This is a genomic window from Dendrosporobacter sp. 1207_IL3150 (assembly GCF_036763085.1).
Classification (GTDB): Bacteria; Bacillota; Negativicutes; order DSM-1736; family Dendrosporobacteraceae; genus JBAIYU01.
The window spans coordinates 227,830-242,151 of record NZ_JBAIYU010000017.1 but is presented as its reverse complement, the minus strand read 5'-3'; the positions used below and the strand labels follow the sequence as shown (position 1 = coordinate 242,151).

The 14,322-nt window shown below is 38.6% G+C and carries 18 protein-coding genes and 1 other annotated feature; of the genes, 1 reads left to right on the top strand and 17 read right to left on the bottom strand.

The genetic code is table 11. The features are described from left to right. Nucleotides 1-110: 110 nt before the first annotated feature. A complete protein-coding gene (locus V6C17_RS10310) occupies nt 111-1,877 on the top strand; it encodes an Rqc2 family fibronectin-binding protein (RefSeq protein WP_333522481.1) in 1,767 nt (588 codons plus the stop codon). A gap of 88 nt (nt 1,878-1,965) precedes the next feature. Here V6C17_RS10310 and V6C17_RS10305 read toward each other — a convergent pair whose 3' ends face one another. From V6C17_RS10305 to V6C17_RS10225, 17 genes are all read right to left on the bottom strand, one after another. Beyond that, nucleotides 1,966-2,850: an IS3 family transposase gene (locus tag V6C17_RS10305; protein WP_442891482.1), complete on the bottom strand. Its 885-nt coding sequence runs from the start codon at nt 2,848-2,850 to the stop codon at nt 1,966-1,968. Further along, nucleotides 2,796-3,161: a transposase gene (locus tag V6C17_RS15980; protein WP_442891434.1), complete on the bottom strand. Its 366-nt coding sequence runs from the start codon at nt 3,159-3,161 to the stop codon at nt 2,796-2,798. Before V6C17_RS15980 ends, V6C17_RS10305 begins: the two co-directional genes overlap by 55 nt. Nucleotides 3,162-3,238: 77 nt before the next feature. Beyond that, nucleotides 3,239-3,790, bottom strand: a complete 552-nt coding sequence (gene pyrR / locus V6C17_RS10295; protein ID WP_333522480.1) for a bifunctional pyr operon transcriptional regulator/uracil phosphoribosyltransferase PyrR — start codon at nt 3,788-3,790, stop codon at nt 3,239-3,241. Nucleotides 3,791-3,799: 9 nt separating this feature from the next. Then, nucleotides 3,800-4,723 (bottom strand): RluA family pseudouridine synthase, encoded by a 924-nt coding sequence (locus tag V6C17_RS10290; RefSeq protein WP_333522479.1) that lies wholly within the window; start codon nt 4,721-4,723, stop codon nt 3,800-3,802. After that, complete coding sequence (gene lspA, locus V6C17_RS10285; RefSeq protein ID WP_333522478.1) at nt 4,710-5,171, bottom strand: signal peptidase II; 462 nt, start codon at nt 5,169-5,171, stop codon at nt 4,710-4,712. The genes V6C17_RS10290 and lspA overlap by 14 nt, the downstream gene beginning before the upstream one ends. A gap of 106 nt (nt 5,172-5,277) precedes the next feature. After that, entirely contained in the window at nt 5,278-5,661 is a 384-nt protein-coding gene (locus V6C17_RS10280; RefSeq protein WP_333522477.1) for a carboxymuconolactone decarboxylase family protein, read from the bottom strand. A gap of 64 nt (nt 5,662-5,725) precedes the next feature. After that, nucleotides 5,726-5,893, bottom strand: coding sequence for a DUF362 domain-containing protein (locus V6C17_RS10275; RefSeq protein ID WP_333522476.1), 168 nt, complete (start codon nt 5,891-5,893; stop codon nt 5,726-5,728). Nucleotides 5,894-5,970: 77 nt separating this feature from the next. Continuing rightward, nucleotides 5,971-6,675, bottom strand: coding sequence for a TVP38/TMEM64 family protein (locus tag V6C17_RS10270; protein WP_333522475.1), 705 nt, complete (start codon nt 6,673-6,675; stop codon nt 5,971-5,973). Nucleotides 6,676-6,773: 98 nt separating this feature from the next. Next, a complete protein-coding gene (locus V6C17_RS10265) occupies nt 6,774-7,430 on the bottom strand; it encodes a TraR/DksA C4-type zinc finger protein (RefSeq protein WP_333522474.1) in 657 nt (218 codons plus the stop codon). Between the two features lie 11 nt (nt 7,431-7,441). Further along, complete coding sequence (locus tag V6C17_RS10260; protein WP_333522473.1) at nt 7,442-7,969, bottom strand: nitroreductase family protein; 528 nt, start codon at nt 7,967-7,969, stop codon at nt 7,442-7,444. A 41-nt stretch (nt 7,970-8,010) separates the two neighbouring features. Then, nucleotides 8,011-8,307, bottom strand: a complete 297-nt coding sequence (locus V6C17_RS10255; protein WP_333522472.1) for a DUF5665 domain-containing protein — start codon at nt 8,305-8,307, stop codon at nt 8,011-8,013. A gap of 72 nt (nt 8,308-8,379) precedes the next feature. After that, on the bottom strand, nt 8,380-11,169 hold the full coding sequence (gene ileS / locus V6C17_RS10250) for an isoleucine--tRNA ligase (RefSeq protein WP_333522471.1): 2,790 nt from the start codon (nt 11,167-11,169) through the stop codon (nt 8,380-8,382). Nucleotides 11,170-11,208: 39 nt separating this feature from the next. After that, nucleotides 11,209-11,419, bottom strand: a binding site (T-box leader). Between the two features lie 59 nt (nt 11,420-11,478). Next, a complete protein-coding gene (locus tag V6C17_RS10245; protein WP_333522470.1) occupies nt 11,479-11,781 on the bottom strand; it encodes a DUF167 domain-containing protein in 303 nt (100 codons plus the stop codon). Nucleotides 11,782-11,783: 2 nt separating this feature from the next. Beyond that, nucleotides 11,784-12,236 (bottom strand): DivIVA domain-containing protein, encoded by a 453-nt coding sequence (locus tag V6C17_RS10240; protein WP_333522469.1) that lies wholly within the window; start codon nt 12,234-12,236, stop codon nt 11,784-11,786. Between the two features lie 23 nt (nt 12,237-12,259). Continuing rightward, nucleotides 12,260-13,045, bottom strand: a complete 786-nt coding sequence (locus tag V6C17_RS10235) for a YlmH family RNA-binding protein (protein WP_333522468.1) — start codon at nt 13,043-13,045, stop codon at nt 12,260-12,262. 1 nt (nt 13,046) lies between these two features. Then, a complete protein-coding gene (proC, locus tag V6C17_RS10230; protein WP_333522467.1) occupies nt 13,047-13,856 on the bottom strand; it encodes a pyrroline-5-carboxylate reductase in 810 nt (269 codons plus the stop codon). A 16-nt stretch (nt 13,857-13,872) separates the two neighbouring features. Further along, nucleotides 13,873-14,310, bottom strand: coding sequence for a cell division protein SepF (locus V6C17_RS10225; RefSeq protein ID WP_333522466.1), 438 nt, complete (start codon nt 14,308-14,310; stop codon nt 13,873-13,875). Nucleotides 14,311-14,322 lie beyond the last annotated feature (12 nt).

Here is a 14,322-nt window from a genome sequence, read left to right as displayed (position 1 = left end):
CTCTTTATCCACTTTATTCCGAATCATTTACAATTAGACCTTCGTTTGACCGTTTATAACCATAATGGTATACTGAGAAAAAATAACAGCACGTAAACCGGAGGAGAAAAATGAGTCTCGATGGTTTTTCCATGTCGCCCCTTATAGCCGAATTAGATCAAAAGCTTGCCGGGGGACGTATTGATAATATTTTCCAACCAGATAAAAACACAATCGTCATTTTGATTCGTCAACCAGGCGAGAATTATCGTTTACACATAGCCGTTAACGCCGAAAACCCACATGTTATTCTTAGCAATCACAAAATAGAAAATCCAGCCACCCCCCCAGTATTTTGTATGGTCTTGCGCAAACACATAGAGGATGGACGGATAGCAAGTATAACTCAGCACAATATCGATCGAATTGTGCTATTAAACATTGACGTTCGAGGGCCCGGTGGCATTATTATCAGTAAAACTCTAGTTATTGAAATAATGGGAAAACATAGTAATGCTATTCTTACCGAGAGCGATACAATCATTGATTCAATAAAACGGGTTGGTTTTAATATCAGCCGAGTTCGCCAAGTTTTACCGGGTAAACATTATTTCTTTCCACCTGGTCAAACTAAGCTGAACATCCTGCGTATAGAGCCAGAAGTCATTGCTAATAACGTTGCCGCTCAATCAGGGCCGCTTTTTAAAGCTATCATCAAAACCGCCCAAGGTGTCGGACCATTAACCGCAAAGGAGATAGCTTGGCGGTCTGGATTACCATTAAATATTAATACCGAAACTCTAGATGCCGCAGATATTGACTCTTTATCTCAAGCTATTGCAAGTGTAACTATTCCGATTAGGGAAGGTAATATAACACCTACAGTAGTATTGGACACGGAAGATTCCCTGTTGGGTATAGCTGCTTTTCGATTGGAACATCTCGCGGACTTTCACAGCAATGAATTTAGCACCTTGAGTGAAGCTGTAGAATTTGCCGGAAAACTTTCAGGAAGAAGCTTTACTAAATATACTTCACCCGAAAAGGACGTATTGCGCAAATTAGTAACTGGTGAAATTACCAGACTAGGAAAGAAGCTTGTAACAATAAGTACAGAGTTCGATTCAGCAAAGAATGCAGATTTCTATCGCAAATGCGGCGATATATTAATGGCTAATCTACATATCGATTGCTTTGCGTCAAGCAAAATCACCCTGCCTGACTTTTATAGCGAATCGCCCGATGCTACAATAGACATCGAACTAGATACTGATTATTCAATACTAGAGAACGCTCAGCAATACTACGTCAAATATAATAAACTCAAAAGAGCTCAAGCGTCATTAACAATACAGGTCGAACAATCTAGGCAGGAGTTAGCATATCTCGAAAGTATAGAAAGCTCGTTGGATAATGCAGTAAACTCCGCTGACTTACTCGAAGTAAGCCATGAGTTATCTTCTGCGGGTTACCTAAAAGATATAAAAAAACGTCGTCTACCTAAGCAAGCAAAGCCACTAAAAATAGTAATCTCAGATAACTCAGAAGTACTAATAGGAAAAAACAATTACCAAAATGATCAACTAACCTTTAAACATGCCCGGCCGAATGATTTCTGGTTTCATACTAAAGATTTTCCTGGATCGCATATTATTCTTAGAGTGAAACAACAGCCGCCACCCGATGCCTCTCTACTATTGGCAGCACAATTTGCTGCTTATTTCAGTAAAGCAAGGTTTTCATCCAAAATACCAGTTGACTACACACAAAAAAAATACGTAAAAAAGCCATTCGGGTCTCGTCCTGGTTTTGTAATATATAGTAACCAAAAGACCATTTATGTTACTCCCGACCAAACATACATTGAAAAATTGATAAAAGAGCAAGAAAAAGGTTGAGACTTTAAAAATGAAGTGACCCCAAAAAGTTAGACAAAAAGAGAATCGTTTTTACCAAGGTAGTCGGTCAAGCCGGCTGCCTTGTTTTTTATGCTGCTAGCAGTCTGTATTGAACAGGCGATCGACCGCCAAGTTTACTTTTGATTCGCCGGTTATTGTAATAATCAAGATAATCTATTAGCTCGAATTTAAACTGTTCTATAGAGGAGAAATCCTTCAAGTAGAGCAATTCGCTTTTTAAATGTCCAAAGAAGTTTTCCATGACAGCATTATCTAAACAGTTTCCTTTTCGGCTCATACTTTGCAGAATACCTTTCGCTTTAAGCCTATGTTGGTATTTTTTCATCTGATATTGCCAGCCCTGATCCGAATGAAAAATCAGACCTTTCAAGTTTGGTCTTTTACTAAAAGCCTTGTTCAACATGTCCATAGTCTGTGCAAAATTTGGACGTTCTCTGATATTATAGGCAACGATCTCGCCATTATACAGATCGAGAATAGGCGACAGATAAAGTTTCTGACCCAAAAGAGCGAACTCCGTGACATCAGTAACCCATTTATGATTAGGTTTTTCCGCCTTAAAATTCCGTTCTAATCGGTTAGGAGATATCTTCCCAATCGTGCCTTTATAAGACTTGTACTTCTTCATTCTTACGAGACAAAACAATCCTAGCTCTCGCATTAGTCGCTGCACTGTCTTGTGATTGATACAATACCCTTGGTTATGCAGTTCCAGTGTGATGCGTCTGTAGCCATAACGATGTTTGTGATCCTCAAAGATAGTGAAAATTATTTCTTTTATCTTAGCATATTTATCAGGTCCATCCATTCTTTTAATCTGGTAGTAGTAAGTACTGCGGGCTATCCCTGCCACTTGAATTAATTCGGTGACCTTATATTTATGCCTCAGTTCGTAGATCACCTGAGCTTTTTGCTTATCGCTTGCTCTTCCTTCCGTACTAAGGCATGTAATTTTTTTAAATAGTCTATTTCCATCCTAAGCCTTTGATTTTCTGCTATGAGGTCTCCTTCAACTTTTTTATCTAGTTTTGGTGGTCGGCCTTTGTTAATACCTATTGCGGCATTAGCACGGCCTCGACGTTCAATATACAGACCTCCTGGTCCATCTTCCAAATAGATTCGTTCCCATCTTTGTACTACGGATAGCGCTACAGCATACTTGTCTGCCGTAGCATTCTGACTAAGGCCATTGTTTCTCATATCTTCAACAACTGCTTGTTTGAATTCACCTGTGTACCTTGCATTTGGTTTTCCTTTTGGCATAATAAACACCCCTTATGTTAGACATTATACTATCTTGTCTAACATAAGGGGTGCAGTTCAAAATCTCAACCTTTTTCTTACTCTTTGAATTCTTTTATAATAACCTTATCAATCTTATCGATTGCCAGCAGTTGAACACTAACCACTTCTCTTCCAGAAGTCGGAACATTTTTGCCAACATAGTCAGCTCTTATTGGCAGCTCACGGTGCCCTCTATCAACCAATACTGCAAGTTGTATCGTTTTAGGACGCCCTATATCGATCAATGCATCTAGTGCAGCACGGACAGTCCTTCCAGTATAGAGTACGTCATCTACTAATATTACTTTCTTCCCGTTGATATCTACTGGAATATCAGTCTCATGTACAATCGGCTGATAACCTAGAGTTGATAGGTCGTCACGATATAAAGTTATATCAAGAATTCCTACTGGCAGGACTATACCCTCAATTTTTTCTATCTCTCTTGCCAGCTGCTCCGCTAGAGGGACGCCGCGAGTTCTAATGCCAACTAATACAACCTCATTTATTCCCTTGTTTTTTTCGATAATTTCATGTGCAATTCTCGTTAACGCTCTCTTAATAGCTTGTGAGTCCATTATTATTGTTTTTTCAACTAATATTGACATAAAAACCCCCTACTTTTTTATATGTCTTATTTGGGTTAATATTTTCTCCATATCAGCCGGCAAAGGCGCGGAAAAGACCATTTCTTGCATTTTTGATGGATGCCTAAATTTCAACTGCTTTGAATGCAAAGCCTGTCCCTTAATACTAAAATGTTTTTTCTCTGGACCATATTTAGGATCTCCAACAACCGGATGCCCAATATAATTCATATGAACTCTAATCTGATGAGTCCTACCAGTCATTAACTTACATTCAACAAGCGTATAATTGCCAAATCGTTCAATAACTTTAAAATACGTTACAGCTTCTTTACTATTCGAAAAAACTACAGCCATCTTTTTTCGATCTGCTGGATGTCGCCCTATAGGGGCATTAATAATACCATTGTCCTCTTTTAGATTACCATGAACAATCGCTAAATAAAGCCGACTAGCAGTTCGTTCCTTTATTTGCTTAGCCAAATCAATATGAGCTGAGTCGTTTTTCGCGACTACCATAACTCCAGATGTATCTTTATCCAATCGGTGTACTATTCCAGGGCGAATCTCACCATTAATTCCTGATAAATCATCGCAGTGATCCAACAAAGCATTAACAAGAGTACCGCTAAAATTTCCAGCCGCAGGATGGACAACCATACCGCGCGATTTATTTATTACAATAACATCGGTATCTTCATATAGAATTTCTAAAGGTATCGCCTCTGCATTAATTTCAACATTTTTTGCCTCAGGTATTGTAACCCGGATACAATCACCTTTTTGCAACTTATAGTTAGCTTTTATTATACGATCAGAAACCTGTATGTTTCCTTCTGCAATTAGCTTCTGAACATGCGAGCGCGACACTCCGGGCATTATCCTGGCTAAATAAGTATCAATTCGCTCCCCAGTACACTCATCAATGTTATATACGCAATTACTGCTGTTCATGTGATTCATCCTCTGTATTAGATAAATATAGTATTGAGTATATTATTAATCCAACACCGACTACAATAGCGATATCAGCCACATTAAAAACTGGCCATACCCGAAAGTCAAAAAAATCTACAACAAAGCCTGTTTTTATTCTGTCGATAACATTCCCTATTGCGCCGCCCACCATTAGCCCAAGTCCAAATTTTAATATACAATTGTCTTTAGGTAAATGAGAATAAAAGTATATGACCGAACCAATCATAAGAGCAGCAATGACAATAAAAAACATTGTCTGGTGCTCTAATATCCCAAAGGCCGCCCCAGGATTTAGGACATATGTAATATGAAAAACATTATTTATTATCGGCCAAGATAATCCCGGAAACATGTGAGATTGAATATAATATTTGGATAACTGATCAACTAAAACTACAAGCATAGACAGTAATAATATAGGCACTAAAATTCTCCCCTATTCAATCTTGGTAAACTTCCAGGTAGATATAATTATTAATATATATAATACCTAAAAAATGCTAAAACGTAAAGAAGCGCAGCAATATTCACTACGCTTCTTTTTCTATTACGTTATCAATCCGCTCCAAAAACTTTAGGAGCGGTATAATTTTAACTATTAGCGGTGCACCACGCATCCACACTTGTTGTCTGAGTACCTCGACGATCTCTTCTCTAGTAGCTCCAGACTTGACAGCCTTGATCAATTCTAATTTAGCTCTTGTATCATCTTCACTATAAACGGCCGTAGCTAAGGCAATTAGATAGCGATACTTTAGCGGTATTGCACCTTCTCCCCAAATTAGATGATGATATTCACCAATAATCCTTTCCATATCCTCCCCCAACTCAGCTGCACCAACATTGCAAGGAGGATAAAATCCAAATTGTTCTTTAAAAGCTTTCCTTAATTCCATCGGATCAATGTTATTCATAGAGGCCTCCAAATAAAATACGGTTCTAGATAAGACATTAGCCCGGCAGCACCGGGCCAACTCCTTATTCGCCTGGGCTAATAGCACCAACAGGACATACTGCAGCACATGAACCACAATCAATACATTGCTCATCAATTACATACTGAGTATCTCCTTCGGAAATTGCGCCCACCGGGCATACTGAAGCACACGCACCACACTTAATACATTCACTATTAATTACATACATACTATCACACTCCTTTATCTTTATTATAAATTACTGTCCTATATAGCACTGTGAGGAAAATCACTATTAACGATTTTCTATGGCTTACTATTTCCCAAAAAATATCTTTCTATAGATACTCGATTATGATAAACCAATATTGCCACAAAAATTAATAATATGGTTATAAGTAGCGCTGTATCAAGGCTATGATTCAAATTTTGGCCAATAATAGAATAAAGAATAATACCAGGCATTTGCCCTATTCCTGTAGCGATAATAAATTGGCGACTTGGAATAAGAGTTAGACCCGCACTGTAACTTATTACCTTAAACGGCAGAATTGGTATTATCCTTGTAATTAATACAGCTAAGATACCATGTCTTGTAAGATATTTATCAACAATTTGTAGATACTTATTATTAATTATGTTTTCAACAACCGGCCTTCCATACCACCGTGCTATGCCAAAGTCTAATACAGCACCAATAAGCGCGCCTATCCATGAATATATAGCTCCATACTGCCAGCCAAATATCCAAGCATTAGCTATTGTAATAACTACGCCTGGCACAAATGGCACTAGTGACTGTATTGCCATTAAAACAATACTAGTCACGGGTGCCCAAATTCCATAAGAAAGAACAAAAAGTCTTAGACCATAAAAATCGCGACTTTTCAAAAAACCAATTCCGGTTACAACAAACTCTTCTATTCCTGGCAGGAACATATAGGCGGCTATAATCAAAACCAACACCCCAATCTTTAAAAGAAGAGTGCTCTTGGCCTCCGAATGATTCATTAAGCCACCTCCTAAACGAAACCCTATTGAAATATCTGTTGTATTGTATTTTGTTGTATTCTAAAAGGAATACCTGCTGCAAAAAAAAACCGAGCCGCCTAGCGCTCGGCTTTTTTTGACTTTTTAGTACTTTGATGACCTGATTCAGCAGGTATTGCATCTGTCCAATCAACAATGCCAGCATGCTCATTACTATTTGGAAATAGCGCCTTATAATTATATGACCCCGGAATATCCTGAGGTGAATCCGAGCTCCCATAACGCAATACAGCTTGTAGCGAATCTTCGCCATCAAAACCTACAAAATCAGATCTAGAGCTATCCAAAAAAGTACGATGAAATGCTGGCTCGAGAACTACTTCTTCAATTGGTCTGGGTGTTGTATCTGCTCTTTCCATATCCTGTTGACAACTCATGCATGTATTAGCCCAAGGTATTGCCTCTAACCTCTCAACGGAAATCTCTTTTCCACATTTATCGCAATGGCCGTAGCTTTCATCATCAATTTTTTCAAGCGCTCTTTCAACGTTTTCAAGTATAATATGTTCGTTATCTCTAAGTGCAGTATCTTTACTACGTTCAAAAAGTTCGTCCCCGATATCTGCCGGGTGATTATCATAGACGGATAACTCTCCAAGCGAATCAGACATGCTATCTCCAATTCCAGTCTCCTCTAGACGAGATATTTGAGAAATCAGTCGTTTTTTCTCTTGTTCCAGATCATTTTTAAATTGCTCTAACTGTTTTGAATTCAAATTTGCCACTCCTAGTGTATAATCTTTGCTACATCAGCTACTCTATATCGCTCTTTTGATCTAGCATTTTGCTCATTACTATATCCTAAACATATTATGGCTACTGCTCTCAATCTAGGAGGAGCTTCAACTGCCTGCTGAACTCTTCTTTCATCAAATGCTCCAACCCAGCAGCTGCCTATCCCTAGAGCATCTGCTGCTAATATCATATTTTCGGCTGCAGCAGCTGTGTCTTGCAGACAGTACAGTTGCGCACCTCTTTCTCCATATTGATCATTTGAGCGAGAAGGATCAGCCATAATGACAATACTTATCGGCGCCTCAGTTATTTGATGCTGATCAAAACAAGCTTCAGTTATTTTGCTCTTTACTTGTTGATTTTTAACTACATAAAAATACCAAGGCTGTAAATTTCCCGCACTAGGGGCCCAGCAGCCAGCTTCTAGAATTCTTGTTAATGTTGGTTCGGCTATTTCTTCCTGTTTAAAAATTCGTGTAGAATGACTTTCTCGCATACAATCAAAAATATCTTTTGTCATAAAAACAGCTCCTTTATTGATTTTTTACAGGCTATAACAGCCTAAAACTTGCCATTTTTCATCTCAACAATTTGAACTATCTCGGCAATGAAACTACCAATACCGGGAATATGCAGCATTATTAATCTGCGTAAAAATTCAACCATTAATGCAAAAATTAATGTAGCACCAACAGCAATACCTAGGCCACGAGCAAGTCCTGCTACGAAGTTCATAAATATTAGTCTTGCCGGACGCTGTGATAGTTCAACGTATTCAGCTATACGCATAGCTTCTAGTTGATTCGCCAATCGTTTAATATTTGTTGCAGTAAAATCGTTTTTTGATTCTTTTTCCATGGACATTCCTCCATTTGCTATTATCTCCACTTAAAATAAAAAAAACCGGGGGAATATCCCCGGTTTTTAAAGTTATAACTTTATTACAACATCAGCACAACGAGAACACAATTTATCATGTTCACTGTTTTCGCCTACAGTATTGCTGTAAATCCAGCAGCGTTCACATTTTACACCAGTTGCAGGTGAAACCGCTACCATCAAATTAATTTCATCAGCTTTATAAGCCCCTTGAGGAGCTATACTCATTCCCTCATGTAAATTTACATTCGATACTATTAGAATTGTAGCTAAATCTTGTTTAATACTATTGAGGAGTGCATACTCAGTTGGGTCAGCATAAAGCTCAACAGCCGCATCTAATGAATGTCCAATTACTTTATCACGTCTTGCAGTTTCTAAAGCCTTTGTAATTTCACTTCGAACAGCTAGTATTTTATCCCATTTTGCTTCAAGATCAGCATCAAGATATTCTTTGTGAGCTGCAGGCCATTCCGTTAGTTGAACACTTTCCGGCATTCCTGCTCTCTTTGGCATATACTGCCAAACCTCTTCTGCAGAAAAAGTTAAAACAGGAGACACCATAGCAACTAAAGTCGTAAGTATTTCATACATAACAGTTTGAGCAGCACGACGTTCTACAGACTCTGGCAGAGACGTGTAAAGTCTGTCTTTTAATATATCAAGATAGATGGAGCTTAAATCAATTGCGCAGAAATTATGGATGGTATGATAAAGCAAATGAAATTCATAGTTTTCATAAGCTTTAGATACACGTTCTCTAACTTGTTCCAAGCGGAGCAACGCCCATCTGTCAATCTCTAGTAGCTTAGAATATTCAACCCTGTCAGTATCCGGGTTATAGTCGTGGATATTTCCTAAAATATAACGGAATGTATTCCGAATCTTTCTGTATACCTCTGATAGCTGCTTTAATATATCATTTGATATACGAATGTCTGCCTGATAGTCTGCTGACGCAACCCATAATCTTAGAATATCGGCACCGTATTTCTTAATAACATCTTGCGGATATATTACATTACCAATAGATTTGGACATTTTGCGTCCTTCTCCATCAACGACAAAACCATGAGTTAATACTGTTTTATAAGGGGCCCTGCCGCGAGTTGCAACCGATGTTAAAAGAGAAGATTGGAACCAGCCTCTATGCTGATCGCTTCCCTCTAAATATAAATCTGCAGGCCATTGCAGTTCTTTACGCTGCTCAAGAACTGAAGCATGGCTGGATCCGCTGTCAAACCATACATCCATAATATCAGTTTCTTTTCGAAACTCTTTATGTCCGCAATGAGGACAGTCAAAGCCTTCTGGAAGAATCTCATTCGCACTTTTAGCCCACCATGAATCTGACCCATACTCAGCAAATAGCTTCGTTACAGCTCCAATGGTAACATCGTCAATTATATGTTCATTGCAGCTATTACAATAAAAGATCGGGATTGGAACACCCCATACTCTTTGGCGAGAGATACACCAATCGTGACGATCTGCAACCATATTCCGTATGCGATCCTCACCCCACGTAGGAACCCAATTTGAATCTGCAATAGCTTTTAGAGCATCTTGTCTAAACCCATCTATTGATGCAAACCACTGTTCAGTGGCTCGATAAATAATCGGGCTCTTGCAACGCCAGCAATGTGCATATTGATGTTTTATTGAACTCTTTCCTAAAAGCATTGTACGTTCTGCTAATTCTTTAATGATTGGTACATTAGCATCCTGAACTGATAATCCATGAAATTTCCCGCCGTCTTTAGTAAACTTTCCTGCCCCATCAACTGGATTAATAATCGGCAATTGATATTTCATCCCTGTTTCAAAGTCTTCCTGTCCATGTCCAGGTGCAGTATGAACACACCCTGTACCTTGCTCTAGTGTAACATAGTCTGCTAATACAACAGTTGATTCCCTATCCATAAAAGGATGTGCAAATACCATTCCCGCTAAATCAAAACCTTTTACAGTAGATAGAATATTATATTCCTCTAATTTTGTTTCTTTAGCAACCGAAGCCACTAACCCTTCGGCAATTAGATACACTTCACCATTCGACTCTACCCATACATAATCCAAATCAGGATTTACGGCAATTGCTACGTTCGCTGGCAAAGTCCAAGGTGTAGTAGTCCAAATTACTGCGAAAACCCCTTCTTGGCTAACACCTACCGGGAGGTTTCCTTTATCATCAATTAAAGGAAACTTAACAAAGATAGCATGAGACTTTTTCTCCGCATACTCAATTTCCGCTTCGGCAAGAGCAGTCTCGCATGATGTACACCAATATACTGTTTTTAACCCTTTATAAATATGACCCTTTTTCGCCATTTCGCCGAAAACTTCAATTTGTTTTGCTTCATATTGGGGATTTAGGGTGATATACGGGTTATCCCAGTCTCCATTTACTCCTAATCGCTTGAAATCTTCACGTTGCATATCTAAACATTTTAGAGCATATTGCTTGCATTCTCGACGCAGTTCTAATGGATCGAGTTCGTGTCTATTAAGCCCTAAAATTTTAATAGCTGCATGTTCAATAGGTAAACCATGAGTATCCCAGCCGGGTACATAAGGTGCATCATACCCACAAAGAGATTTATATTTAACTACGATGTCTTTTAAAATTTTGTTTAGGGAGGTCCCTATATGTATATTACCATTTGCATAAGGAGGGCCATCATGTAAAATGAACTTCTCCTTACCTTTAGCCTGTTCAACTCGTTTTTGATAAATTTCGTTATTCTGCCAATATTCCAGTGTTTGCGGTTCGCGTTCTGGAAGATTGCCGCGCATTGGAAAATCGGTATTTGGTAAATTTAGCGTCTTACTATAATCCAAAATAAATACACCTCCAAAAAAATAAAAAACCTCCTATCCCAAAGGGACGAGAGGTTATTTCCCGTGGTACCACCCTAATGACTGTTAGCCACTCAACCAACGAATAACGCTCGTTGTACGGCGAAATCTACTTCATTTTCGACTCCGCAGTTCAGGAGTGATTTTCATCAGGATTACTTCGCTAGGCTCACACCACCCCCTAGCTCGCTGCCAAATACAACCTGACTACTGTCTCCATCATTACTTAAGATATTTTCAATTTACTAAAGAACATTATACAAAATTCACAAAACTAAGTCAAATTATAATCTATAAAGTTTCAAGTTTGTCTATTAATGACGCTTTATCAATTCCCATAATTTTTATATTCTTAATCCGATTTTTATGTCCAGAACTGATAGTAACCCGACTTCTCGGAACATCAAATACAGCAGCGATAAATTCAATACATGCTTGATTTGCCGCTCCATCGACAGGCGGAGTCGATAAGTGAATCTTAAGGCAGTCACCAAATAACCCGGCAATCATATTACGACTTGCCCTAGGCTGAACCCTCACTTTCAAAGATACTCCATCTGGCAGCGACTTAATATCTAACCCTGTTGTCTCCAATATTACTGCTCGTCCTCATCAGAGGATTTTAACATTTCCAACTGAGCTTGAACTAACGTTCTCATCCTTGTACGATAAATTTGAGCTTGCTTTTGAAGCTCTTCATATTCAGCCGTCATCTTGCGAACTTTAGACATAGCTTCGTCGACAATTCTCTGAGCCCTGACCTCAGCCTCTTTAACAATTAACTCAGTTTCTTTTTTAGCGTTAAGTTTAACCTCTTCTGCAGTTTCTTGTGCTATCACTAAAGTATTGTGAAGAGTATTTTCCATGTGCTGATAATGCTCTAACTTACTATTAATACGATCGATTGTTTCTTTTAAGTCCAGGTTTTCTCGATAAAGCTGCTCATAATCTTTCACGACTCTATCAAGAAATTCGTCTACTTCATCTTCATTATACCCACGGAAACCTCGCTTAAACTCTTTATTATGGATATCTAACGGTGTAAGCAATTACAGCACCCCCACATTTTAAATTATATAACACGTTTAAGTAAAATACTGATCCTACCCTTTTTGGTCTGTCCAAAAATTTCAGAAACTTCGATTCGACCGCGTCCACGCATCGAAATAACATCGCCTTCCTTAATAAGATGAGAACTACTCTTAGCTTGCTGCCAGTTAATCTTAACTTTGTCAGCTACAATTTCATCAGCCATTTTACTGCGTGAAACACCAAATCCAGCTGCAGCAATAACGTCAACTCTTAATGATGCAACAGTTGTTCTGATCTCTTTTATTTTTTCTTCTCGCGGTCTTATCTCGTCAAGTGAAATTTCTTTTATCGTTACAGTTGCGCTTCCTACACTCGTAAGGTTTTGCATTATATAGGAAGCCATAGAACTATCTACGACAATTTGACTACTATCACCTAGCATTATTATGTCTCCGATAGTTTCACGCTTAATACCAAGTCCCATAAAGGCGCCAAGAATATCGCGATGCGAGATATGGTAATAGCGCGAATCCCATGAAACAAGCAAAGCGCTGATCATAAATTCTTCTTTGCCTAAAAAATCTTTGTGTACAAAAGCTGCCTTTTGCCTTTCTGCTCCTAGGTATCCGCCATTAGTTATCAACTGCAGCCGGTCATAATGAGCAATAATAGTTTCGGCAATTGTGTAACCAAATGGATCTAAAAATTCAACCACCTTATACTTACGATTACGTAATACAGCGTCAGCTGCATCCAAAAGTTTGACTGCTAGCTGATCTTCACCACTTGTCCGATAATATCTCAGTATCTTTTCCCGATCACTCATTTTATTTCCCCATCTCTTGTGAGCGGTTTGTCGCTGCCACCACTGCATCGATCAAAGCATTTCGCAATCCTTTTTGTTCAAGCACGTGTATGCCTGTAATAGTCGTTCCGCCAGGAGATGTAACCATGTCCCTTAATTTTGCTGGATGCTCTCCTGTTTCAAGAACCATCTTAGCTGCACCTAATAGCGTCTGAGCTGCTAAAACCAAAGCTGTCTGACGAGGTAGTCCAACTCTAACCCCCGCATCAGCCAAAGCATCTATTATAACAAAGGCATATCCCGGTCCGCTACCCGACAAACCAGTAACGCCATCCATCATTTCCTCCGCAACAGTTACGACATTACCAACTGACGAGAAGATTTTTGAAACAATTTCACTATCGTAATCAGTTGCAAATTTCCCGAGTGCTATGGCTGATATACCAGCACCAACTGCAACTGGTGTGTTTGGCATAACTCTAATTATAGCATTCTTTGAAAAACTTTCTTGAATTTTTTGCAAAGTCAAACCTGCTACAACCGATACAATAATGATTTTAGAAGATATACGTCCACTTAGCTGGTCAATAACTGCATTAATCACTTGGGGTTTGACTGTCAGAAAAAGAATGTCTACCTCATTTATTAAACTATCATAGTCCCTAACAGTTAAAACAGAATAAGTCTTGTTTAAATAATCAAGACGACCTGATACTATATCAGTTACATAAATTTGCTGGGCACTAAGTAAACCCGATTTAATAATACCACCTATTATCGCCTCAGCTATCGCACCGCCACCAATAAATCCAATTTTTTTTGACTTTAGCATGATTCCTCCTGAACCATTACTTATTAGCCCACGGCATAAAGGCTTTATCTATACCTTCTTCTTGCGGGCTATAAGAAATATCAACATTATTAGGAGCGCATAAAAATATATTATTGCCAACCTTTTGTATTGATCCTCCTAATGCGTATGTAGTTCCACTTATAAAATCAATCATCCGTTTTGCGACTTCTTTATCAGTGTTTTCAAAATTGACTACAACTGGTTTACGATTTTTAAGATGGTCGGCTACATGCTGTGCATCATCAAAAGTAAACGGCTCTACTACCATTACTTTAATCTGCTTTGGAGCAGAAGCTGTCGGTAAATTTACCAAATTGTTTGTTTTTTTACTGCTCTTTTGTTCATTCTCTTCCATTTTGGGTTTTTGTTCTTCTTCTACCTCTACCTGCTCAAATAGCCCAAGGCTTCCCCAAACCTTTTCCATGAATTTCATTGTTCTTCCTCC